This window comes from Streptomyces sp. NPDC002754 (assembly GCF_053592315.1).
In genome coordinates this window covers 287,551-309,785 of record NZ_JBSFVM010000003.1, presented here as the reverse complement: position 1 = coordinate 309,785, position 22,235 = coordinate 287,551, and the positions used below count along the sequence as shown (strand labels likewise).

General features: G+C 70.7%; 19 protein-coding genes. 8 read left to right on the top strand and 11 right to left on the bottom strand.

The window, feature by feature from the left end; genetic code table 11:
- Complete coding sequence (locus ACWD2L_RS11155) at positions 1 to 732, bottom strand: hypothetical protein (protein ID WP_451188899.1); 732 nt, start codon at positions 730 to 732, stop codon at positions 1 to 3.
- A gap of 146 nt (positions 733 to 878) precedes the next feature.
- Complete coding sequence (locus ACWD2L_RS11150; protein ID WP_451188896.1) at positions 879 to 2,477, bottom strand: sulfite oxidase; 1,599 nt, start codon at positions 2,475 to 2,477, stop codon at positions 879 to 881.
- Positions 2,478 to 2,642: 165 nt separating this feature from the next.
- Here ACWD2L_RS11150 and ACWD2L_RS11145 point away from each other — a divergent pair, with 165 nt between their 5' ends.
- The 6 genes from ACWD2L_RS11145 to ACWD2L_RS11120 all read left to right on the top strand — a co-directional run bounded on the left by ACWD2L_RS11145 (position 2,643) and on the right by ACWD2L_RS11120 (position 8,796).
- Positions 2,643 to 3,293 (top strand): fasciclin domain-containing protein, encoded by a 651-nt coding sequence (locus tag ACWD2L_RS11145; RefSeq protein ID WP_451188894.1) that lies wholly within the window; start codon positions 2,643 to 2,645, stop codon positions 3,291 to 3,293.
- 104 nt (positions 3,294 to 3,397) lie between these two features.
- Positions 3,398 to 4,693: an NAD(P)/FAD-dependent oxidoreductase gene (locus ACWD2L_RS11140; RefSeq protein ID WP_451188892.1), complete on the top strand. Its 1,296-nt coding sequence runs from the start codon at positions 3,398 to 3,400 to the stop codon at positions 4,691 to 4,693.
- Positions 4,687 to 5,433, top strand: a complete 747-nt coding sequence (locus ACWD2L_RS11135) for a DUF1365 domain-containing protein (protein WP_451188890.1) — start codon at positions 4,687 to 4,689, stop codon at positions 5,431 to 5,433. Before ACWD2L_RS11140 ends, ACWD2L_RS11135 begins: the two co-directional genes overlap by 7 nt.
- Positions 5,430 to 6,713, top strand: coding sequence for a class I SAM-dependent methyltransferase (locus tag ACWD2L_RS11130; RefSeq protein WP_451188887.1), 1,284 nt, complete (start codon positions 5,430 to 5,432; stop codon positions 6,711 to 6,713). The genes ACWD2L_RS11135 and ACWD2L_RS11130 overlap by 4 nt, the downstream gene beginning before the upstream one ends.
- On the top strand, positions 6,710 to 7,999 hold the full coding sequence (locus ACWD2L_RS11125; RefSeq protein ID WP_451188885.1) for a class I SAM-dependent methyltransferase: 1,290 nt from the start codon (positions 6,710 to 6,712) through the stop codon (positions 7,997 to 7,999). The genes ACWD2L_RS11130 and ACWD2L_RS11125 overlap by 4 nt, the downstream gene beginning before the upstream one ends.
- Positions 7,996 to 8,796 carry a DUF1295 domain-containing protein gene (locus tag ACWD2L_RS11120; RefSeq protein ID WP_451188882.1) on the top strand — a complete coding sequence of 267 codons (801 nt, stop codon included), beginning with the start codon at positions 7,996 to 7,998 and terminating at the stop codon, positions 8,794 to 8,796. Before ACWD2L_RS11125 ends, ACWD2L_RS11120 begins: the two co-directional genes overlap by 4 nt.
- A gap of 29 nt (positions 8,797 to 8,825) precedes the next feature.
- Here ACWD2L_RS11120 and ACWD2L_RS11115 read toward each other — a convergent pair whose 3' ends face one another.
- The 8 genes from ACWD2L_RS11115 to ACWD2L_RS11080 form a co-directional block, all read right to left on the bottom strand.
- A complete protein-coding gene (locus tag ACWD2L_RS11115; RefSeq protein ID WP_451188879.1) occupies positions 8,826 to 9,581 on the bottom strand; it encodes an anti-sigma factor in 756 nt (251 codons plus the stop codon).
- Positions 9,578 to 10,162 (bottom strand): sigma-70 family RNA polymerase sigma factor, encoded by a 585-nt coding sequence (locus tag ACWD2L_RS11110; RefSeq protein WP_451188876.1) that lies wholly within the window; start codon positions 10,160 to 10,162, stop codon positions 9,578 to 9,580. Before ACWD2L_RS11110 ends, ACWD2L_RS11115 begins: the two co-directional genes overlap by 4 nt.
- A gap of 142 nt (positions 10,163 to 10,304) precedes the next feature.
- Complete coding sequence (locus tag ACWD2L_RS11105; protein ID WP_451188874.1) at positions 10,305 to 12,764, bottom strand: GcvT family protein; 2,460 nt, start codon at positions 12,762 to 12,764, stop codon at positions 10,305 to 10,307.
- 226 nt (positions 12,765 to 12,990) lie between these two features.
- A complete protein-coding gene (locus ACWD2L_RS11100; protein WP_451188871.1) occupies positions 12,991 to 13,665 on the bottom strand; it encodes a GntR family transcriptional regulator in 675 nt (224 codons plus the stop codon).
- A gap of 111 nt (positions 13,666 to 13,776) precedes the next feature.
- Positions 13,777 to 14,970, bottom strand: coding sequence for an NAD(P)/FAD-dependent oxidoreductase (locus ACWD2L_RS11095; RefSeq protein WP_451188869.1), 1,194 nt, complete (start codon positions 14,968 to 14,970; stop codon positions 13,777 to 13,779).
- On the bottom strand, positions 14,967 to 15,287 hold the full coding sequence (locus tag ACWD2L_RS11090; RefSeq protein ID WP_451188866.1) for a bifunctional 3-phenylpropionate/cinnamic acid dioxygenase ferredoxin subunit: 321 nt from the start codon (positions 15,285 to 15,287) through the stop codon (positions 14,967 to 14,969). Before ACWD2L_RS11090 ends, ACWD2L_RS11095 begins: the two co-directional genes overlap by 4 nt.
- A 27-nt stretch (positions 15,288 to 15,314) precedes the next feature.
- Positions 15,315 to 16,448, bottom strand: a complete 1,134-nt coding sequence (locus ACWD2L_RS11085) for an aromatic ring-hydroxylating oxygenase subunit alpha (RefSeq protein ID WP_451188863.1) — start codon at positions 16,446 to 16,448, stop codon at positions 15,315 to 15,317.
- A gap of 107 nt (positions 16,449 to 16,555) precedes the next feature.
- Positions 16,556 to 17,641 carry an S-(hydroxymethyl)mycothiol dehydrogenase gene (locus ACWD2L_RS11080; protein ID WP_451188860.1) on the bottom strand — a complete coding sequence of 362 codons (1,086 nt, stop codon included), beginning with the start codon at positions 17,639 to 17,641 and terminating at the stop codon, positions 16,556 to 16,558.
- A 385-nt stretch (positions 17,642 to 18,026) separates the two neighbouring features.
- On the opposite strand from ACWD2L_RS11080, the gene ACWD2L_RS11075 reads away from it, so the two are divergent.
- Positions 18,027 to 18,824, top strand: coding sequence for an IclR family transcriptional regulator (locus tag ACWD2L_RS11075; RefSeq protein WP_451188857.1), 798 nt, complete (start codon positions 18,027 to 18,029; stop codon positions 18,822 to 18,824).
- Here the strand turns inward: ACWD2L_RS11075 and ACWD2L_RS11070 are convergent.
- Entirely contained in the window at positions 18,812 to 21,118 is a 2,307-nt protein-coding gene (locus ACWD2L_RS11070) for an FdhF/YdeP family oxidoreductase (RefSeq protein WP_451188854.1), read from the bottom strand. The genes ACWD2L_RS11075 and ACWD2L_RS11070 overlap by 13 nt on opposite strands.
- A 167-nt stretch (positions 21,119 to 21,285) precedes the next feature.
- On the opposite strand from ACWD2L_RS11070, the gene ACWD2L_RS11065 reads away from it, so the two are divergent.
- Complete coding sequence (locus ACWD2L_RS11065) at positions 21,286 to 22,191, top strand: LysR family transcriptional regulator (RefSeq protein WP_451188852.1); 906 nt, start codon at positions 21,286 to 21,288, stop codon at positions 22,189 to 22,191.
- Positions 22,192 to 22,235: the final 44 nt, after the last annotated feature.

Genomic DNA, 22,235 nt, shown 5'->3' with positions numbered 1-22,235 from the left:
TCACGCCCCGTCGGGGGGCCCGATCTGCCCGCGCAGCGCCGCCACCACGAACCCCGCCATGTTGGCGAGGATCAGCGCCGCGGCGATGCCCCAGATGATCGGAAGCGACCGTGCGGGCCAGTCGTTGGCCGATTGCAGCCACAGCGTCAGGATGGCGGTGACACCGAGTGGGATGCCGTGCACGCGCACCATCCTCCCCGCCGCGTCGTGGCGCCGGTTGCCGCGGGCGAACGCGGACCACAGGGAGCCGACCAGGGCCGCCGCACCGAACGAGAGGCATGCGAGCGCTCCGGCGAGGCGGTCCGTGGGCCGGTCCAGTGGGTCGTCGGATGTCGCCTGGCGCTCGCCCTCCGCATCGCGCAGGTCGACGACGTCGCCGCGCCAGATCAGCCCGACCACCTTGTCGTGTTCTTCGAGGCCCGACACCACCGGGTTGGCGTTCCGGAAGGTCACATGCCACGTCTTGCCGGAGGGCAACAGCAGGGTGGTCTCCGGCGGCTTGTGCCTCGAACCGCGGTTCAGATCCACGTCGCGCACGGTGAACTTCTGCTTCCACCGACAGTTGGAGACCTCGACCGGGGGCGAGGCGCACACCGGCGCCGCCCGGAACTCCCGCTCCCGTTGCTGCGCCGCACGGAACTCGGGGATCATCGCCGCCCCGATGGCGAGCATCAGCACCGCGACCAGCAACCACATGAGCGTCCGCGCGCCTCTGTCCTCCGTGCCTGCCATCCCGCCACCCACCCTTTCGCCACGCCGACCCGCACGGCGATCCGCGCGACATCCCACTCCCTCGGCGCGGATATGTGAACACATGGCGATTCGGGCGGGCCTCGCCGGGTTCAGGTGGGCCGCGTCGACCAGGGTGCGGCTGTCGGTCAGCCGACCGTGACGACCACGGAGTGCCATCCGGACGCCCCGTCGGGGACGGTCGGGGTGCGCTTCACCGTCTGCGTCTCGCCGGTGCGGTCGGTGGCCCGGACCGTGAGGGTGTGGCCGCCCTTGGTGGCATCCCATTCGTGGGACCACTGCCGCCAGGTGTCGCGGGTGTCCTCGGCGGCGAGGCGGGCCTCCTGCCAGGGGCCGTCGTCGACGCGGACCTCGACCTTGTCGATGCCGCGGTGCTGCGCCCAGGCGACGCCGGCGACCATGACGGTGCCGGCCTTGGGGCGGGCGAAGGGCTTGGGTGTGTCGATGCGGGACTGGGTCTTGATGGGGGCGCGCCGGGCCCACTTCCGCTTGACCCAGTACGGGTCGTAGGCGTCGAACGTGGTCAGTTCGATGTCCTGGATCCATTTGCAGGCGGACACGTAGCCGTACAGGCCGGGGACGAGCATGCGGACGGGGAAGCCGTGCTCGAAGGGCAGCGGTTCGCCGTTCATGCCGACGGCGAGCATCGCGTCCCGTCCGTCCATCACGTCCTCGACCGGGCTGCCGATGGTCATGCCGTCCACGGAGCGCGCCACCAACTGGTCGGCCGGGCCGCCCTTCGACGGAGGCTCGACCCCGCACCGCTTCAGCAGGTCGGCGAGGCGGACACCGATCCAGCGGGCGTTCCCGACGTAGGGGCCGCCGACTTCGTTGGAGACACAGGTCATGGTGATGGTGCGCTCGATGAGCGGCATCTTCAGCAAGTCCGAGTAGGAGAGGGTCAGTTCGCGGTCGACGCCCTTGCCGTGGATGCGGAGCTTCCAGGTGGTGGCGTCGACCTTGGGGACGACCAGGGCGGTGTCGACGCGGTAGAAGTCCGCGTTCGGTGTCACGTACGGGCTGATGCCGCCGATGCGCAGTGCGGCGCCGCGCGGGGTGGGCGCGGCCTTCGACGAGGGTGCGGGCAGCAGCACCTCGTTGCGTGAGGCGACGGCGTTCTGCCCCTGCGAGCCGTTCAGTGTCCGGCCCAAAATGCCGGCGCCGGTCGAGGCGGCCGCTGCCGCCGTGGCGGCGATGATGAACCCGCGCCGGTCCCAGCCGGATTCCTCCTCGCCGCCGGACCCGGCGGGGGCCGCGGTGGGTTCGCCGAGGCGTCCGATCAGCCAGTACAGCAGGACGCCGCCGGCGAGCACGCCGGCCAGTGAGGGCAGCGCGTCGCTCATGCTCGTCGAGTCGGGCCGACTGGTGGCGGCCAGCGCGCCGACGACGCCGAAGGCCAACACCCCGAGCGAACCGACCAGGCGCCACCGGGTGGCCACCATGCCGAGCACCAGCGAGAGGACGGTCAGCACGGCGAGGATCCCGAGCTGCAGCACCAGCTTGTCGTTCGTGCCGAACTGCCGGATCGCCCAGTCCTTCACGGCCGGCGGAGTGCGGTCGACGGCCGCCCCGCCGACCGCGATCACCGGGCCCGACTCCGGCCGGACCGCGGCGGAGACCAGCTCCGCGATCGCGATGGCCGCGAAGCCGGCGAGCAGACCGCTCAGCGCGCCGAGGGACAGCCGCGTGATGCCGCGGGGCCGTTGCCGTGTCATGTCGTCGTCCATGTCCAGGAATCCGTCCCCGTTCCTGGCGCGGATTGGTCATGGGTGCCATCGGCCTACGATCTTTCACTCTTTCGAGGAATCCACCAATCCGCCCGCGATCCCGCCACGGATTACCGGTCACGAGGGCAGAGAGCCCTCGCGGATCCGACCATTGAGGGATATTCCATGCGCACTCCAGTCCGTCGTATCGCCGTCACTGTCGCCGCTGCCGCCATGCTCCCGTTGGCCCTGACCGCCTGCTCCGACAGCGACTCCAAGGACAAGGCGTCCGACAGTTCCTCCGCCGCCGCGTCGAAGGGCAGCGAGAAGGCCAGCCCCTCCGACGACACCGGGACGATGAGCGAGCCGTTCGGTGCCGGCTGTTCTTCGGTGCCCAAGAACGGCGCGGGTTCCTTCAACGGCATGGCGAAGGACCCGGTCGCCACCGCCGCGTCGAACAACCCCGCCCTGTCGACCCTGGTGACCGCCGTGAAGAAGGCCGGCCTGGTCGACACCCTCAACAACGCCAAGAACATCACCGTCTTCGCGCCCACCAACGACGCCTTCGCCAAGATCCCGAAGGCCGACCTGAACAAGGTCCTGGCCGACAAGGAGCAGCTCACCAAGATCCTCACCTACCACGTGGTGGGCCAGAAGCTCGCGCCGAAGGACCTGGAGAAGGGCTCCTTCGAGACGCTGGAGAAGTCGAAGCTGATGACCTCGGGCTCGGGCGAGAAGTACAAGGTCAACGACGCTGCGAACGTGGTCTGCGGCAACGTCAAGACGGCCAATGCCAACGTGTACATCATCGACAACGTCCTGATGCCCAAGAGCTGACCCGGGGCCGCCCCGCCCTGACTTCACCCCTCCCCCAATCCGCTGAGTGATCGGCTCCGGATTACCCGTGAGAGAGCGTTCGCACGCGGGTGAGAGGAGAGGCGATGTCAACGGCGCCAGGGGGCGGCTCAGGGGTGGTGGAGCGGCGGCGCACTGCCGTGATCGGCAGTGGCGTCGCCGGGCTCACCGCCGCGCATGTACTCGCCCGCGCACACCACGTCACGCTGTACGAGGCCGATGACCGGCTCGGCGGACACGCCCACACCCACGACCTGACCGCGCCCGACGGGTCTGGGCACCGCGTCGACTCCGGTTTCATCGTGCACAACCGGCACACCTATCCGAACCTCCTGCGGCTGTTCTCCGAACTCGGCGTCGCCACGCAGGAGTCGGAGATGAGCATGTCGGTGCGGTGCGAGGGATGCGGCCTGGAGTACGCCGGTGCACGCGGACCCGGCGGGCTGTTCGCGCGGCCCCGCAACGCGCTGCGCGCGGACTATCTGCGCCTGCTGGCGCAGGTGCCCGCGTTCTACCGGGCCGCGCGGCGCCTGCTGGAACAGGGGCCCGACCAGGTCCTCACCCTCGGTGAGTTCCTGGACCGCGAGGGTTTCTCCGGCTACTTCCGTACACACTTCGTGACACCGCTGGTGTCGGCCGTGTGGTCCTGCGACGCCGCGACGGCGCAGCGCTACCCTGCCGTGTACCTGTTCCGGTTCCTGAAACACCACGGGATGCTGTCGGTGAGCGGTTCGCCGACCTGGCGCACCGTGACCGGCGGCTCCCGAAGCTACGTGGACCGGGTGGCCCGCGGCATCGACACGGTGCGTCTCGCGTCTCCGGTCCGTGCCGTGCGGCGGCATCCGGACGGTGTCGGCCTCACCACCGCCGACGGCGCCACCCAGGCGTACGACGCGGTGGTCGTCGCCACCCACCCGGAGCAGGCCCTGAACCTGCTGGTCGACGCCACCCCTCTGGAGAAGGAGACACTGGGCGCGTTCCGGTACTCCCGGAACACCACGCTCCTGCACACCGACACCGGCCTGCTGCCGCGCGCCCGGCGTGCCCGGGCCTCCTGGAACTATCTGATGCCGTCCTGCGCTGCGGGCGCCGACCGGGTCCGGGTCAGCTACGACATGAACCGGCTCCAGCGCCTGGACGCACCCGAGACGTACGTGGTCACACTCGGCGGCGAGGACCGCGTCGACCCGGCACTGGTCCGGGCCCGCATGGTCTACGAACACCCGGTCTACACACCGGAGTCGGTGGCCGCGCAACGACGGCTGCCCGAACTGAGCACCCCCGTCACCGCGTTCGCCGGGGCCTACCACGGCTGGGGATTCCACGAGGACGGCTGCGCCTCCGGTGTCGCGGCCGCCGCGGCCCTGGGGGTGTCATGGTGAGCGGCGTCCCGGCCCTGTACGACGTCGCGATCGCCCACGTGCGCACGGCGCCGCGACGCTACGCGCTGCGCCACCGCACGTACATGTGGCTCATCGACCCCGACCACCCGCCGGAACTGCCTCTTCCGCTACGGCCGTTGGCGCGCTTCGATGCCCGTGACCACTTCAGCGGCGGCCTGCAGCCGTCCCTGCGCTCCGGGCTCGACGCCTTCCTCGCCGAGCAGGGCGTTGACCTCGACGGCGGCCCGGTCGCGATGCTGACCCACGCGCGCGTCTTCGGGTATGTGTTCAACCCGCTGACCCTCTACTGGTGCCACGGCCCGGACGGCGCCCTGCGCTGTGTCGTCGCCGAGGTCCACAACACCTACGGCGGACGCCACAGCTATCTGCTGCGACCCGACGCCTCGGGGCGTGCAGTGACCGACAAGGAGTTCTACGTCTCGCCGTTCTTCCCGGTCGACGGCCGCTACCGCATGCGGCTGCCGGCTCCCGGGGAGCGGGTCGACCTCACCGTGCACCTGGAGCGCGACGGCGGCAGGCCCTTCACCGCAACCGTGCGCGGGTCCCGGCGAGAAGTACGTACGCGGACGCTGCTGGGCCTCACGCTGCGCAGGCCGTGGTCCACGCTCGCCGTGTCCGTAGCCATCCGCCTGCACGGCATCCGTCTCTACCTGCGCGGGCTGCCCGTCCAGCCCCGCCCCGACCGACCCGAGCACCCGACCCCGGAGAACACCCCATGAGAACCGGCGACGCCCACCCCGCCACGGCCACCCCGGCCGCGACGACGCACACCCCCGTGGATCCGGCCCGCTGGCCCGACGTGGCCGCGCCGCCCGCCACCTCGCCGCCCCGGACCGCCGTCGCCGCGGCCGTCGTCCGCCGCGCCCTGCGTGAACTCCCGCTGCGCGTGCGGTTCGCGGACGGCACCGAGCTCGGCAAGGGCGGCCCTGTCGTGCACATCCACCGGCCCGACGCGTTCCACGGCCGCATCGGCAAGCACGGCCTCATCGGTTTCGGTGAGTCGTACATGGCCGGCGAGTGGGACGCCCCCGACCTGGTGGCCGCCCTCACCGTCCTCGCCGCGCACGCCTCCGACCTGGTGCCCGCACCGCTTCAACGGCTGCGCGGCCTGTGGGCGCCCCGGCAGCCGTCCGCCCGGCGCAACACCCCGGGTGGCTCCCGCGCGAACATCAGCCATCACTACGACCTGTCCAACGACCTGTTCGCGCTCTTCCTCGACGAGACACTCAGCTACTCCTCGGCCGTCTTCCGTGGCCTCCCCGCCACCTGGGGGCTGCTCGCGGACGCACAGCGTCGCAAGATCGACCGGCTCCTGGATCTCGCCGAAGTCGGCGCGGGCAGCCGGGTGTTGGAGATCGGCACCGGGTGGGGCGAGCTCGCCCTGCGCGCCGCCGCCCGCGGGGCGCATGTCACCTCGGTGACGCTCTCGCGTGAGCAGCGAGACCTCGCCCGCGAACGCGTCGCGGCGGCCGGGCTCTCGGAGCGTGTCTCCGTCGAACTGTGCGACTACCGCGAAGCACGCGGGACGTACGACGCCGTCGTCAGCGTCGAGATGATCGAGGCCGTCGGCGCCGAGTTCTGGCCCGTCTACTTCCGCACCCTCGACGCACGCCTCGCGCCGGGCGGCCGGGCCGCGCTGCAGGCCATCACCATGCCGCACGACCGGATGCTGGCCAGCCGGTCCACGTACACCTGGGTCCAGAAGTACATCTTCCCGGGCGGCCTGCTGCCGTCCGTCGAAGCGGTCGACGAGACGATGCGCGAGCACACCGACCTCGCGGTGGCCCGCCGCGACGGCTACGGCGCCCACTACGCCGAGACGCTGCGCCTGTGGCGCGAGCGCTTCACCGCGCGCGCCGACGACGTCGACGCCCTCGGCTTCGACGAGACGTTCCGCCGCATGTGGACGTTCTATCTCGCCTACTCCGAGGCCGGGTTCCGCTCCGGGTACCTCGACGTACAGCAGTACCTGCTCACCAAGGAGGAGATCACCCGATGACCGGTGCCGCCCACCGCCTCGCCGCACTCGCCGAGACCGCGCTCGGCGGGCCGCTGCCCGTCCGCCTGCGCACCTGGGACGGCGCCGAGGCGGGCCCGGCCGACGGCCCCGTGGTCGTCGTGCGCTCGCGCCGCGCCCTGCGCCGACTGCTGTGGCAGCCCGGCGAGTTGGGGCTCGCGCAGGCGTATGTGACCGGCGAGATCGACGTGGAAGGCGATCTGGCGGCCGGGCTGCGCGCCATGTGGTCCGCGGCCCGCGAACGGAGCCTGCACGCGCCCCGGCTCTCCCTCACCGGCCGCGCCCGCGCGGCGGGCGCGGCCGCCCGGCTCGGAGCGGTGGGCCCTCCCCCGGCGCCGCCCGCGTCGCAGGCACGGCTGCGCGGCGCCCTGCACACCAAGTCCCGCGACCGGGCCGCGATCAGCCACCACTACGACCTGTCGAACGCCTTCTACCGGCTGCTCCTCGACGAGACGATGGCGTACTCGTGCGGCTACTGGGCGGGCGAAGGACCCGAGTTCACCGCGGCCGACGCACAGCGGGCGAAGCTGGAGCTGATCTGCCGCAAGCTCGGCCTGGCACCCGGGGCCCGGCTCCTCGACATCGGCTGCGGCTGGGGTTCCCTGACGCTGTACGCGGCCGAGCGGTACCAGGTACAGGTCACCGCGGTGACACTGGCGCGCGAGCAGGCGGCGTACGTGGATGAGCAGGTGCGCGAGCGGGGTCTCACGGACCGCGTGCACGTGGTGTGCCAGGACTACCGGGACATCACCGGCGGCGACTACGACGCGGTGGCCACGGTCGAGATGGGCGAGCACGTCGGGGACGCCGAGTACCCGGCGTTCGCGTCCGCGCTGCACCGTCTGGTGCGGCCCGCGGGCCGGGTACTGGTCCAGCAGATGTCGCGCGGGGCGACGGCTCCGGGCGGCGGCGCGTTCATCGAGGGGTACATCGCGCCCGACATGCACATGCGTCCGCCGGGCGAGACGGTCGGCCTGCTGGAGACGGCCGGTCTGGAGGTGCGGTCGGTGGAGTCGCTGCGCGAGCACTATGTGCGCACGGTCGACGCGTGGCATCGCACGCTGGAGGAACGCTGGTCCGAGTTCGTGGCGCTCGTCGGTACGGAGACGGCCCGCGTGTGGCGCCTGTACCTGGTGGGCGGCGCCCTCGCCTTCGAGCAGCGGCGCATGGGCGTCGACCAGATCCTCTCGGTCCGCCCGACGGCCGCGGGGCACAGTGGTGCGCCGGCGACGCCGCGGGACTGGTACCTCGGTCTGGACCGGCCGTGAACGGCTTCGCGTGGGGTGCGTTCGGGGCGGGTCTCGGATGGGCGGCCGTGGCGGCGCTCGGCGTCATGCTGGTCACCTTCGCCGTGGCCGTGCGCAAGGGCGTGCACCGGGTCGTCGACGCGGCGTGGGGTGTTGGGTTCGCCGCGGTCGCCGTGGTGGGTTTCCTGGCGTCGGCGGGTGTCGGTGATCCGGGCCGGCGGGTGTTGGTGACCGTACTGACGGCGGTGTGGGGTCTGCGACTCGCCGTGCACATCGCCCGGCGTGGACGCGGGCACGGGGAGGACCCCCGCTACGAGCGGATGCTGTCCAAGGCCCCCGGAAACCGGAACCTGTACGCCTTTCGCATGGTCTACCTCCTCCAGGGCGCGCTCGTCTGGCTCGTGTCGCTGCCCGTGCAGGCCGCGCAGTACGTGACGGGGCCGACGTCCGGCTTCGCATGGGCCGGGACGCTGCTGTGGGTGGTGGGCATGTTCTTCGAGGCGGTGGGGGACGCACAGCTGGCCCGGTTCAAGGCGGATCCCGCGAGCAAGGGCCGGATCATGGACCGGGGGCTGTGGCGCTTCACCCGTCACCCGAACTATTTCGGGGACTTCTGCGTCTGGTGGGGCCTGTTCCTGATCGTGTGCGACTCGTTCGGCGCGGCGGCCGTCTGCGTGGTGTCCCCGCTGGTGATGAGCCTGTTGCTGACCAAGGGCAGTGGAAAGCGGCTGCTGGAGCGGCACATGGCCGAGCGTCCGGGCTATGCCGAGTACGCGGCCCGCACCAGCGGCTTCTTCCCGCTGCCGCCCCGCCGCTGAAGCGGGCGGGGCGGCAGCGGGTCGACCGCTCAGGCGGGCAGCGGCATCAGCGCCACCGGGTCCGTGGTCGGCTGCTTGGAGCCGCCGGCCGGCTCGACGGTGATGCCCATGCCCGACGCCTCGTCGACGGCGCCGCTCAGCAGCACGGCCTGGTCACGGCGGTTGGTGTCCATGAGCCCTGCCGAGCGCATGGTTCCCCCGTCGTCGTACCAGAGTTGGTAGACCTTGCCCTGCGGCGGGCGCGCCATCCCCGAGGCGATGAACACCGCCCGGTCCCGGCTCTTGGAGACGACGACGGTGCCGTCGGCGCCGTCGCCCAGTTTCGCTGAGCCGGTCTTGGCGTCCGGCGCCGCGAGTACGGCGGCGATCTGATCGTTGCCCGCTTCCGCCTGCCGGGCCTGTTCCTGGGCGTCCTCGGCGCGCTGGTGCTGCCACACGGCGGTGCCGCCGAGCGCCGCGGCGGCCGCGAAGCAGGCGGCGAGCGCCCACCTCGACAGCAGCCGCCCCTTGGTGCCCGCCGTGCGTCCGGCCCGGGACAGGGCCGGTTCGCGGGGCGACTCCTGGCGGACCGTGGTGATCCGGCGCAGCACCTTGCCGCGCAGGTCCGGGCGAGGTGTGACGGTGGTGGCGAGGCCGAGACGGGCGGCCGTCGCGGCGAGTTCGGCGCTCTCCTGGGCGCAGGCCTCGCAGTGCGCGAGGTGCTGCTCGAAGTCGGCCCGCTCGTCGTCGGAGAGCGCGTGCAGCGCGTAGGCGCCGGTCAGTGTGTGCAGGTCGGCGGTGGTCATGCGGTCACCCCCAGGCAGTCGCGGAGCCGGATGAGACCGTCACGCAGCCGGGTCTTGACCGTGCCCAGGGGCAGCGTCAGGGACTCGGCGACCTGGCGGTAGGTGAGGCCGCGGTAGTAGGCGAGGGTGACGGCCTGGCGCTGGATCTCGGTCAGGGTGCGCAGGCAGCGGCGCACCTGCTCGCGCTCGAGGCGTGCCTCGACCTGCTCGGTGACCTGGTCGAATTCGGGCATGTGGTCGAGGAACGCGGCCTTCTGGTCACGCGCCGCGGCGGCCTCCACGGAGCGGACCCGGTCGATGGCGCGCCGGTGTGCCAGGGTGAGGATCCAGTTGATCGCCGTGCCGCGGTCGGTGCGGTAGCGGGGAGCGGTGCGCCAGACCTCCACCATGATCTCCTGCGCGACCTCCTCGGACTGTGCCAGGTCCCGCAGCACAGCGCGCACGGTGCCGAGGACAGGGCCCATCACCATGTCGTACACCGAGGCGAACGCGTCCTCGTCGCCGAGTGCCACACGCCCCACCAGCTCCTGCAGATCCGGTTCGGCGGCTGGGTTTCTGCCGATGTGTACGGCTTCTTTCACGGGGCCCTCCGTGGTCGGGAATCGTCCAGACGTAATCCGGACCCGGTGCGGCCGTGGATTGGTCCGACCGACGATTGTTCCAGTCGTCCAGACCCTGTCGTGCGGATGTCACCGTCCGTGTGACCCGCGTATCGCCCGCGTGTCACCGCCTGATCCGCGTCATCTCCGGGTCGAACAGCGGCTCGGCCGCCGTCGTCGCCGCCACCCGGGTGCCAAAATAGCCGATCTCGACGCGGGTGCCGGGATCCGCGTGTTCGGCCGGGAGCCACGCGTAGGCGATCGGGCGGCCGAGGGTGTAGCCGTAGGCGGCGCTGGTGACGTAGCCGCAGGGGGCCCCGTTGACGTAGACCGGCTCGTGGCCCATGACGACCCAGCGGTCGTCGTCGATGAGGAGGGCCGTGAGGCGGCGGGTCACCGTGTCCTTGGTGACGTCGCGGATCGCGTCGAGGCCCAGGTAGTCACCCTTCTTCTTGCGGACGGCGAAGCCGACTCCGGCCTCGTACGGGTTGTGCTCGCTGGTCATGTCGTGGCCCCAGGCGCGGTAACCCTTCTCCAGGCGCAGGGAGTTGAAGGCGCTGCGGCCCGCCGCGATCACGCCGTGGTCCCGTCCGGCCCGCCAGAGTGTGTCCCACAGGCGCGGGCCCAGGTCGGCGGTGGTGTACAGCTCCCAGCCCAGTTCGCCGACGTAGGACAGGCGCATCGCGGTCACCGGGACGTCGCCGATGAAGGCCTGCTTGGCTTTGAAGTAGCCGAAGTCCTCGTGCGAGAAGTCGGCGTCGGTGAGGGGTTGCACGAGGTCGCGGGCGCGCGGGCCCCACACGCCGATGCAACAGGTGCCGGCGGTGATGTCGCGGACCTGTACGGTGCCGTCGGCGGGCAGGTGGCCGCGCAGTCGGGCGAGGTCGAGGTTGCTGTTGGCGCCGACCTGGAAGTGGTCGTCGGCGAGCCGGGCGACGGTGAGGTCGCTGAGTACACCGCCCGCCTCGTCGAGCATGAGCGTGTAGGTCACCGCGCCGACTGCCTTGTCCAGCTGGTTCGTCGAGAGGCCCTGAAGGAACGTCAGGGCGCGCGGGCCCGTGACCTCCAGGCGCTTGAGCGGGGTCATGTCGTACATCGCCACCCGCTCGCGGGTGACCAGTGCCTCAGCGCCCGCGATGGGTGACCAGAAGCGGGAGGCCCACTCGTTCCGCTCGCCGATGCGGGACACCTCGGGCAGGTCGGCATTGGCCTCGTACCAGTGCGGGCGCTCCCAGCCGCCGCCCTCCAGGAACACGGCTCCGAGTGCCTGCTGGCGTGTGTGGAAGGGGCTCACGCGCAGCGGGCGTGGGCGGTTCGGGGGCTGGAGCGGGTGGATGATGTCGTAGACCTCGGAGAAGCTCTGGCAGCTGCGCTCGTGTACGTACTCGGGGGCGAGCTGCACGTCCTCGAAGCGGTTGATGTCGCAGCCGTGGACGTCGATGCCGGGCCGGCCCTCGACCATCCACTTCGCGACGGCCCTCGCGACGCCCGCCGAGTGGGTCACCCACACCGCTTCGGCCAGCCAGAAGCCGGACACCGTCGGGGATTCGCCGATCAGGGGCATGCCGTCGACGGTGAAGGAGAACAGGCCGTTGAAGCCGTCGGCGATCTCCGCGTCGTTCAGCGCGGGCAGCAGCCTGCGGGTGTCGGCCCAGGCGCCCTCGAAGTCGGCCTTCGTGAAGTCCAGTTTCGAGGGCTGGTCGGGGCTGTCGGCGGGGTGGACGACATCGTCGGCGGACATCGGCATGGGGCGGTGTGCGTAGGAGCCGATGCCGATGCGGTCGACGAGTTCGCGGTAGTACAGGCCGGCGTCCTGGTTGCGCAGGATCGGCAGGTTCGCCTCGTCCAGCTGGCTGTTGCGGCCCTTGAGTTCGGTGAGCGCAGTGGTGGTGGCGTACTGGTGGCCCATGGGGACGAGCGGTACGTCCTGGCCGACCATGCGGCCGATGCGCGGGCCCCAGAAGCCCGCGCAGGACACGACGATGTCCGCGGGGAAGGTGCCGCGGTCGGTGACGACGGCGCTGACGGCTCCGCCGGATGTCTCGATGTCGGTGACGGTGTGGTGGCCGAGGAAGGTGGCGCCGCGGGCGAGGGCGCGGCGGGCCTGTGCCTCACCGATGCGGAGCGCCTTGGCGAGGCCGTCGCTGGGGATGTGGTAGCCGCCGAGGATGGCGTCGGGGTCGAGCAGCGGGTGCAGCTTGGCGGATTCCTCGGGGTCGAGGAGGTGGCTCTCGACGCCCCAGGAGGTGAGCCAGCCGTGCCGGCGTTCGAGTTCCGCGAGGCGTTCGGGAGTGGTGGCGATCTCCAGGCCGCCGACCTGCCGGTAGCACCAGTGACCGTCCAGGTCGAGGGCGCTCGTCTTCTCGACGGTGTAGCGCGCGAACTCGGTCATGGTCTTGGAGGGGCTGGTCTGGAAGACGAGGCCGGGGGCGTGCGAGCTGGATCCGCCGGTCGTGAAGAGGGGGCCTTGTTCGAGGACGGTGACGTCCGTCCAGCCGAGTGCGGTGACTTCGTCACTGAGGGAGCAGCCGACGATGCCGGCTCCGATGATGACCACCTTGGGCTGCGAAGACTGCGAGGTCATGGTGGGTCCTCCGGGAGTTCAAGAGCGCACGAGGGTGACGTGGGAGGGGGTGAGGGCCTGACCCGAACGACAGGCCCTGGGGCCGGCTTCAGTGCTCCGCCGCGCCCGAAGACGTCGGGGAGGGGCGGTCGTACGGTACGGTCGGCGGCCGGTACGCGGTCGGGGACGGGGCACGCGGACATCAATGGGCCCCGCGTTCCCCGTACTTGAGGGGCGCTCGGCAGCCTCAGATGATCGAGCGGATCGCGCGCTCGAAGTTCTCCACGTGCTCGGCGGCCACGGTCGAGGCCTTGGCCGCGTCGCCGTCGATGACGGCCCGCAGCAACTGCCCGTGTTCGTGGACGTGTTGCTCGAGTCCGGCCAGGCGGTCGATGAACAGGCACCAGATCCGCGTGGCGAGGTTGTCGTAATTGACCAGCGTGGCTTCGAGGTACGGGTTGTACGTGACCGCGTAGACGGCGCGGTGCACCGCCATGTCGAGGCGGAGCAGGCCGATCTCGCCGTGCTCAGGGGAACCCTGCGACTCCTCTTCCACGCGGGTGAGCAGCCCGCGCAGCCGGTCGCGGTCCGCCGCGGTGGCCCGGTTGCTGGCGCGCGCGGCGGCGAGGGGTTCGAGTTCCTGGCGCACTTCGGAGATGTGGCCGAGGTCGGCGATCTGTACTTCGGTGGCGAAGGTGCCGCGCCGGGGGAAGGCGACGACGAGCCGCTCGGTCTCCAGGCGCTTGAGTGCCTCGCGGACCGGCGTGCGGCCGAGGCCGAGGTCGGCGGCGAGACGTCCGTCGTGGACGGGTTCGCCGGGGCGGATCTGCAGGGTGACGAGGCGGTCCGTGATCTCCTGGTACGCCTGGTCGGCCAGAGTCGCACCGTCCGACCGGCCCCCGGCGGCAGGCACAGATGCCATCTCGCCCCTCCCGTGACGTGTCCCCGATGGGACCTCACCGTATCGCATCCCTGCATTGATATATCAGGGGTGCGCTGCGACGTCAGAGGCGTGGGCATGGTCGTGGGCCCGTCAGACGACGGCGGGCGCGATCCTTTCCGCGGCGGGGATCAGGGTGCGGCGGAGCCGGTTGAAGATCTTGGACCGGTTCATGGCGAGGACGGCGGTGGGTGCCCCGTCCTCCTTGTAGAGGGCCGCGAAGGACCGGCTCTCGTAGGAGCCCTCGACGAGTTCGAGCCCGGCGCCGGGGCTCACGCAGCCCGCGAGCTGGATGCGGACCTCGTACTGGTCGGACCAGAAGGACGGCGGGGCGGCCCGCGGGGTCGCGGAGTGGCCGGTGAGCAGGGTGCGGGCGGCGGTGGCGGCCGACTCCGCGGCGTTCGACCAGTGCTCGATGCGGGCGTGCCTGCCGGTGAAGGGGTGCGGACGGCGGGCCACGTCGCCGACGGCGACGACGTGGGGGACGCTGGCGGCGCCGCCCGCGTCGCACACCACGCCGTTGTCCACCCACACACCGGAGTCGGCGAGCCAGTCGTCGACCGGCCGTGCCCCCACTCCGACGAGCACGATGTCCGCGGGCAGCAGCCGCCCGTCCGTGAGCCGCACACCGGTGACCCGGCCGCCGCCGCTCTCCAGTTCCGCCACTCCGGTGCCGCACAGCAGGCGTACGCCGTGGTCGGTGTGGAGGGAGGCGCAGAGGCGGCCCATCTCGGTGCCCAGTTGGCGTTCCAGTGGGACGTCGAGCGCCTCGACCACGGTGACGTCGAGGCCCAAGTGGTGGGCGGTGGCGGCGACTTCGGCGCCGATGAACCCGGCCCCGATGACGACCATCCGGGGCGCCCCGCTCACCAGCTCGGCGCGCAGGCTCCGGGCGTCGTCCAGGGTGCGCAGGGTGTGCACACCGGCGAGGCCGTCCGTGCCGGGGAGGCGGCGGGCGGTCGAGCCGGTGGCGACCACGACGCCGTCGGTGTCGATCCTGCGCCCGTTGGCGAGGATGACCGAGGTGGTGGAGCAGTCCAGGTGGACGGCGCGTTCGCCCAACTCCCATTGGATGCCGAGTTGTTCGTACTCCTCGGCGTCCCCGAGCTCGAGGGCCTCGGCCGTGACGTCACCCTTGAGGTAGGCCTTGGACAGGGGCGGGCGGTCGTAGGGCCGGTGCAGTTCCTCTCCTACGACGGTGACCCCTCCGTCGTACCCTTCGGCGCGCAGCGAACGGACGGCGCCGAGGCCGGCGAGCGAGGCTCCGACGACAGTGATGTGCTTCATGCGGGCTCCCCAACGGTGACGTGAAGCTGGACCTGACCGTCCTCGACGGTGATGCGGTGGGTGCGGACGGGTGTCTTCGCGGGTGGGCAGGTCGGGCGGCCGTCGCGCAGGTCGAACGACGCCTCGTGCAGGGGGCATTCGACGAAGCAGCCCTCCAGGAAGCCGTCGGCGAGCGAGGCATCCTGGTGGGTGCAGGTGTCGTCGATGGCGTACACCGTGCCGTCCGCGTTGAAGACGGCGACGGGGGCCGGCACGCCCTCGGTCATGCGGACGGACTCACCAGGTGGCAGATCTTCGATGCGGCACACCGGGATCATGGGAACCTCCAGGAAACAAATGGACGGTCAGTTGGCGCGCTGCGTGCCGAGCCTGGCCTGGAGCCAGGCGTGGAACTCTCCGATGTGGTGTTCGCTGGGGACGAGGACGCCGCCGTTGGCGTAGGCGCGCGAGCTCATCGCGGGCTGGGTGCGCTCGCAGGCGTCGAAGTCCTGCTGGTTGACGCGGTGGAACAGTTCGACGGACCGCGCGACGTCGCTTCCGCTGTCCACGACGTGCGGCAGGTACAGCCAGTCGCATTCGACGGTCGTGCGGTCGTGCGCGATCGGGTACATCCGGTGGATGATCACGTGGTCCGGGACCAGGTTGATGAAGACCTGTGGCCGCACGGTGATGGCGTAGTAGCGCCGGTCCTGTTCGTCGGCGACCGAGGGGATCCGGTCGAGGCCCTCGGATCCGTCGACGGTGAAGCCCCTGGCCTCGTCGGCGAACTCGGCGCCGTGGCCGACGAAGTACTGGGCGGCCAGTCCGTTCGCGAACTCCGGTAGAACGTCAGTGAGTTCGGGGTGGATGGTGGCGCAGTGATAGCACTCCATGAAGTTCTCGATGACGAGCTTCCAGTTGGCCCGCACGTCGTACGTGATGCGCCGGCCGAGGTCGAGGCCCTCGATCGTGTAGTTCTCGATGGCTTCGGCGCCGCCGAGGCGCTCGCTGACCGCACCGATCACCTCATCCTCGAAGGAGGGCGGCTGTTCGGCCAGGCACACCCACACGTATCCGAGCCACTCCCGCACGTGCACGGTGACCAGGCCGTATTCGGCGCGGTCGATGTCCGGCATGGACGTCAGGTTGGGCGCGGCGACGAGCTTGCCGTCCAGTCCGTAGGTCCAGGCGTGGTACGGGCACTGGAAGGCGCGCTTGACCTCGCCGGACTCCTGGGTGCACAGCCGGGCGCCGCGGTGCCGGCAGACGTTGAGGAACGCGCGGACGGAGCCGTCGCGGGAGCGTGAGACGAGGACGCTCTCGCGGCCCACCTGGTAGGTGCGGAAGCTGCCCGGTTTGGTGAGGTCCGCCGCCCGGCTCACGCAGAACCACATGGACTCGAAGATGTACTCCTGCTCCCGCGCGAAGATCCGCGGGTCGGTGTAGTAGTCGCCAGGGAGAGTGGAGATGAGGCTCGGGGGCAGGCTCGTGATGCTCATCAGGTGCCACCTCGGTAGATGTCGTACGGACATGCGGCAGGTGCCGAAGCGAAGCGAGTTGTGTGGTGTGGGGTGGCGTGGTGTGGCGGCTCAGACGGCCCGCGCGCTCACAGAGTCACCACTGAGCGCAGTACGTCTCCGCGGCGCATGGCGTCGAACGCGGACTCCACCTCATCGAGGCCGATCTCCTCGCTGACGAACGCGCCGAGGTCGAAGCGGCCCTGGAGGTAGAGGTCGATGAGGGCGGGGAAGTCGCGGGATGGCAGGCAGTCGCCGTACCAGGAGGACTTGAGTGCGCCGCCGCGGCCGAAGATGTCGGCGAGCGGGAGTTCCAGTTTCATCTCGGGTGTGGGGACGCCCACGAGGACGACGGTTCCCGCCAAGTCGCGCGCGTAGAAAGCCTGTTGGTAGGTTTCGGGGCGACCCACCGCCTCCACCACGGCATCCGCGCCGAAGCCGCCGGTAAGGGAGCGGATCGCCTCGACGGGGTCGGTCCTGGAGGAGTCGACGGTGTCGGTGGCGCCGAACCGCTCGGCCTTCGCCAGCTTCCGCTCGTCGACGTCCACCGCGATGATGCGCGCGGCGCCGGCCACCTTCGCCCCGGCGATCGCCGCGATGCCCACGCCGCCGCAGCCGATGACGGCCACCGAGTCGCCCCGGCCGACGCCTCCGGTATTGACCGCCGCGCCGAAGCCCGCCATGACGCCGCAGCCGAGGAGGCCCGCCGCGGCGGCCGGTGCGGTCCGGTCGACCTTGGTGCACTGCCCGGCGGCGACGAGGGTCTTCTCGGCGAAGGCGCCGATGCCGAGCGCCGGCGAGAGCGTCGTGCCGTCGAGGAGGGTCATGGACTGCGTGGCGTTGCGCGTGTCGAAGCAGTACCAGGGCCGGCCACGCCGACAGGCCCGGCAACTCCCGCACACGGCACGCCAGTTGAGGATGACGAAGTCGCCGGGCACCACGTCGGTGACCCCGTCGCCGACGGACTCGACGACACCGGCGGCCTCGTGGCCGAGCAGGAACGGGAACGCGTCGTTGATCCCGCCCTCCCGGTAGTGCAGATCGGTGTGGCAGACGCCGCAGGCCCGCACCCGCACCAGCGCCTCCCCCGGTCCGGGCTCCGGGACCAGGATCGTCTCCACGGAGACGGGGGCGCCCTGCTTGCGGGCGACCACTGCACGTACCTCGTGAGTCACGGTTGAGCTCCTTGCTGCGGAGGCGGCCGGACACCGGGGCCCGACGGAGTCTGTTGAGGGAGGCAGAAGAGCCGTGAGGGAGCTGTTGAAGACCTGTTGAAGCACCGAACTCTGTTGCGTATGAAGAACCTTGACGCGTTCTACGCAACGCCCAAACTGTCGTCTCCGCCGACGGCGCGTGTCAAGAGGGATCTGAGATCTGTCACGCCACACAGAACCGCGCCTCGCGCACCACCGCCCGACGCCACGACCGCACCGTCAACTACGTTGCAGCGCACAGGCGTTGAGACCCCCGGTTCGACCGGGACGAGCGCGCGGATGAAGTCGAAGATCCGCTTCCGCATCGCCCTGCCGCCCGTCCGCGGACAGCGCCTATAGTCGCGCCATGAGAAAGCATGACGCAGACAGCGAGACAACGGGCTCGTCGAGCTCCGGAGTGCAGTCCGTCGACCGCGCCGTGAGTGTTCTGGAGATTCTCGCCCGGCGCGGAGAAGCCGGAGTCAGTGAGATCGCCGCGGAAATCGACGTGCACAAGTCGACGGCCTTCCGTCTGCTGGGCGCGCTGGAAGCGCGCGACTTGGTCGAGCAGTCGGCCGATCGGGGAAAGTACCGGATCGGTTTCGGCATCGTGCGCCTGGCCAGCTCGGTCACCGACAATTTCGATGTGACGCAGCAGGCCCGCCCGTTCTGCGAGCAGCTCGCGGAGGAATTCGGCGAGGCCGTCAACATCGCGATCCTGCAGGAGTACTACGCGGTGAATGTCCTCCAGGTGCGCGGGCCGATGGCGGTCAGCACGCACAATTGGGTCGGCCAGCTCACCCCGATGCATGCCACATCCAGTGGGAAGATATTGCTCGCTCATGTGCCGGAGCAGGAGCGCGCGGAAATGCTCGCGGCCTCCCACATGAAAAAGATGACGCCGCACACCCTGACCGCCAAGGGAAAGCTCGAGAAGGATCTCGCGCAGTCCCTTGAGCGCGGATATGCGGTGACACTGGAGGAATTGGAGCTCGGGCTGCACGGAATGGCCGCGCCCATCAGAAACGCCCAGGGTGAGGTCATCGCCGCGATCAGCGCCTCGGGTCCCGCCTATCGGTTCACCGAGGAGCGGATGCACGAGCTCTCCCCCACGCTGCTGCGGAGCGCGCAGGACGTCAGCCGCAAGATGGGCTACCTGGACTGACCGGGGGCCTCCCCCTCGACCGGTTCCATCCGGATGATCACGGCCTTGGACGTGGGGGTGTTGCTGTTCTCGGCGACGCTGTCCAGCGGCACGAGGACGTTGGTCTCCGGGTAATAGGCGGCCGCTGAGCCCCGGGGCGTCGGATAGCCGACGACGCGGAACGCGGGCGCCCTGCGCTCGCTGCCGTCGGTCCACACACTGATCAGGTCGACCAGGCCCCCGTCCTCGATACCGAGTTCGGCGAGGTCCTCCGCGTTCGCCAGGACGACGCGCCGCGCGCCCTTGACGCCGCGGTACCGGTCGTCCATCGCGTACGGAATGGTGTTCCACTGGTCGTGCGAGCGCAGTGTCTGCAGGATCAGGTGGCCGGGCGGCGCGGTGAGCCCGGTGAAGGTGTTCGCGGTGAAGACGGCGGTGCCGCTCGCCGTCTGGAAGACGCGCTTGTTGACGGGGTTGGGCAGGTTGAAGCCGCCCGGCTCCCGGACGCGCCGGTTGAAGTCGTCGAATCCCGGAACCACGTTCGCGATGTGCTCGCGCACGGTGTCGTAGTCGTTCTCGAACGCCTGCCAGGCGATCCCGTGCCGCTCGCCGATGGTCCTGTGGGCGAGCCGGCTGATGATGGACACCTCGCTGAGCAGCGCTGGTGAGGCGGGCGCGAGCCGGCCGCGGGTGGCGTGCACATCGCTCATCGAGTCCTCAACCGTCATGAACTGCTCACCGCCCGACTGGATGTCGCGGTCGCTGCGCCCCAGCGTGGGGAGAATCAGCGCGGTGCGGCCGCACACGGCGTGCGAGCGATTCAGTTTGGTCGAGATGTGGGCCGTCAACCGGCAATTGCGCAAGGCGCGTTCGGTCACATCGCTGTCGGGAGTGGCGCGGACGAAATTGCCCGCGACGCCCACGAACACCTGGGCCCGGCCGTCACGCATGGCCCGGATCGCGTCGACCGCGTCGGCCCCGTGCCGGGTGGGCGGGGCGAAGCCGAATTCCTTCTCCAGGGCGTCGAGGAACGACTGCGGCATGCGCTCCCACACGCCCATGGTGCGGTCGCCCTGCACATTGCTGTGGCCGCGCACCGGGCAGACACCGGCGCCGGGCCTGCCGATGTTTCCGCGCAGCAGAAGGAAATTGACGACTTCGCGGATGGTGGGGACGCCGTGCTTGTGCTGGGTCAGGCCCATGGCCCAGCACACGATGACGTTCTTGGCGCCGAGCACCCGCTGGTGGACCTCCTCGATCTCCTCGCGAGTGAGTCCCGTGGCCTTGAGGGCCTCCGCCCAGTCGAGCCCGCGGATGTTGTCGGTGAAGACCTCGTAGCCCGAGGTGTGGGCGTCGATGAACTCGCGGTCGAGGACCGTGCCGGGCGCCTTGTCCTCGGCCTCCAGGAGCAGCAGGTTCAGGGCCTGGAAGAGGGCGAGGTCGCCGCCGGGCCGGATCTGCAGGAACTGGTCGGCGATCTCGGTGCCGCGGCCGATGACACCGCGTGCCTTCTGCGGGTGCTTGAAGCGCAGCAGCCCCGCCTCAGGCAGCGGGTTGACCGCGACGATCTTTCCGCCGCGCCGCTTGGTCTCCTCCAGGGCCGTGAGCATCCGGGGGTGGTTGGTGCCGGGGTTCTGGCCGACGACGAACACCAGGTCACTGTTGTGCAGGTCGTCGAGGCTGACGCTGCCCTTGCCGATGCCCAGCGTCTCGTTCAGGGCGGAGCCGCTGGACTCGTGGCACAGGTTGGAGCAGTCGGGCAGGTTGTTGGTGCCGTAGGCCCGCGCGAAGAGCTGGAGCAGGAACGCGGGCTCGTTGGCGAGCCGGCCCGAGGTGTAGAAAAGCGCTTCGTCGGGGGTGTCCAGTCCGTTCAGCTCGTCGGCGAGCAGGTCGAGCGCGCCGTCCCAGCCGATCGGCTCGTAGTGGTCGCTGTCCGGGTACTTGACCATGGGCTCGGTCAGCCGGCCCTGCTGGTTGAGCCAGTAGTCGGAGGCCTCCGCCAGCTCGCTGACCGGGTGCTCAGCGAAGAACTCGCGGGTGACGCGGCGCGTGGTGGCCTCGTCGGCGATGTGCTTGGCGCCGTTCTCGCAGTACTCGTTGCGGCTCCGCTTGCCGGGCGCCTCCTCGGGCCAGGCGCAGCCCGGACAGTCGATGCCGCCGGCCTGGTTGAGATTCAGCAGGGTCAGGGCGGTGCGCTTGGGCGAGGTCTGGCTCAGGGCGTACTGCATGGCGTGGGCCACGGCGGGCGCCCCGGTGGCCCAGGTCTTGGGCTTGCTCAGGGAAAGATCCTCTTCGGGCTCCTCGATCGCGCGCACGCCCATCACCTCTACGTTTCCGACTCCACGGGAGCCGACACGCCCCCGCGGCCCAGCATTCGTCCGGGCCCGGCCCACGGTCAAAGCGGAAAATCCGATCGTTGATAGGCAGCTACGATCACGGGTGGGCGTTGTCCGTCGAAGTCGGCCGGGAAGGGGGTCGGACCGTGCTCCTGCGCCAGCTCGAATACCTCGTCGCGCTGACCGGCACCGGCCACTTCGCGAAGGCCGCCGAGCAGTGCTTCGTGTCGCAGCCGACACTGTCCGAGGGCATCCGCAAGCTGGAGACCGAACTCGACGTGCCGCTGGTGCGGCGCGGCCGGCGCTTCGAGGGGCTGACGGCGGAGGGCGAGCAGGTCGTCCTGTGGGCGCGCCGGATGCTCGCCGACCGGGATGCCATGCGGTCGGGGCTCGCGGCGCTGCGCGAAGGTCTGAGCGGTGAGCTGCGTCTGGGCGCCGTGCCCACGGCGGTCGGGGCGGTCGCCCTGCTCACGCAGCCGTTCTGCGCGGCGAACCCGCACACCACGGTGAACGTCCAGGCCGACCTCCAGGGTGACGACATCGTGCGCCGGCTGCGCGCCTTCGAGCTGCACGGGGCGGTCTCGTACCACAGCAGGAACCTGGATCTGCCGTTCGTGCCGCTGTACCGGGAGCGCTATGTCGTGCTCACCCAGGAGGACCCGGACCGGTCGGCGCAGGAGATCAGCTGGACCGAGGCGGCGGCGCTGCCGCTGTGTCTGCTGCATCCGCGGATGTTGGGCCGCCGGGTCCTGGACGACGTGTTCGCGGAGCTGTCCCTGTCGGTGGCGCCGCGCGTGGAGACGGACTCCATCGCCTCGCTGATCGCGCACGTACGCACCGGCCAGTGGTCGAGCATCATCCCGCACACGTGGCTGCACGTCTTCGGGATCCCCGCCGGGATGGAGGCCGTGCCGCTGCACGGTCCGCGGCGCAGCGCACGGATCGGTCTGCTGCTGCCGCCGCGCGATCCGCTGTCGGTGATGGAGCAGGCCCTGGCGGACCTGGCCCGCGCCTCGCGGATGCACACGGTCCTGGACGTGCTGCCGGACTGAGAACCCGCCGCCACAACTGGCCGCTTCCAGGCGGGGGCAGCGGC

Excerpts from the sequence above, each read along its gene's own strand:
- ACWD2L_RS11075 (WP_451188857.1), top strand. The coding sequence starts at position 18,027 with ATGAGAAAGCATGACGCAGACAGCGAGACAACGGGCTCGTCGAGCTCC.
- ACWD2L_RS11130 (WP_451188887.1), top strand. The coding sequence starts at position 5,430 with ATGAGAACCGGCGACGCCCACCCCGCCACGGCCACCCCGGCCGCGACG.
- ACWD2L_RS11095 (WP_451188869.1), bottom strand. The coding sequence starts at position 14,970 with ATGAAGCACATCACTGTCGTCGGAGCCTCGCTCGCCGGCCTCGGCGCC.
- ACWD2L_RS11155 (WP_451188899.1), bottom strand. The coding sequence starts at position 732 with ATGGCAGGCACGGAGGACAGAGGCGCGCGGACGCTCATGTGGTTGCTG.
- ACWD2L_RS11105 (WP_451188874.1), bottom strand. The coding sequence starts at position 12,764 with ATGACCTCGCAGTCTTCGCAGCCCAAGGTGGTCATCATCGGAGCCGGC.
- ACWD2L_RS11140 (WP_451188892.1), top strand. The coding sequence starts at position 3,398 with ATGTCAACGGCGCCAGGGGGCGGCTCAGGGGTGGTGGAGCGGCGGCGC.
- ACWD2L_RS11115 (WP_451188879.1), bottom strand. The coding sequence starts at position 9,581 with ATGACCACCGCCGACCTGCACACACTGACCGGCGCCTACGCGCTGCAC.
- ACWD2L_RS11100 (WP_451188871.1), bottom strand. The coding sequence starts at position 13,665 with ATGGCATCTGTGCCTGCCGCCGGGGGCCGGTCGGACGGTGCGACTCTG.
- ACWD2L_RS11085 (WP_451188863.1), bottom strand. The coding sequence starts at position 16,448 with ATGAGCATCACGAGCCTGCCCCCGAGCCTCATCTCCACTCTCCCTGGC.
- ACWD2L_RS11145 (WP_451188894.1), top strand. The coding sequence starts at position 2,643 with ATGCGCACTCCAGTCCGTCGTATCGCCGTCACTGTCGCCGCTGCCGCC.
- ACWD2L_RS11150 (WP_451188896.1), bottom strand. The coding sequence starts at position 2,477 with ATGGACGACGACATGACACGGCAACGGCCCCGCGGCATCACGCGGCTG.
- ACWD2L_RS11125 (WP_451188885.1), top strand. The coding sequence starts at position 6,710 with ATGACCGGTGCCGCCCACCGCCTCGCCGCACTCGCCGAGACCGCGCTC.
- ACWD2L_RS11135 (WP_451188890.1), top strand. The coding sequence starts at position 4,687 with ATGGTGAGCGGCGTCCCGGCCCTGTACGACGTCGCGATCGCCCACGTG.
- ACWD2L_RS11090 (WP_451188866.1), bottom strand. The coding sequence starts at position 15,287 with ATGATCCCGGTGTGCCGCATCGAAGATCTGCCACCTGGTGAGTCCGTC.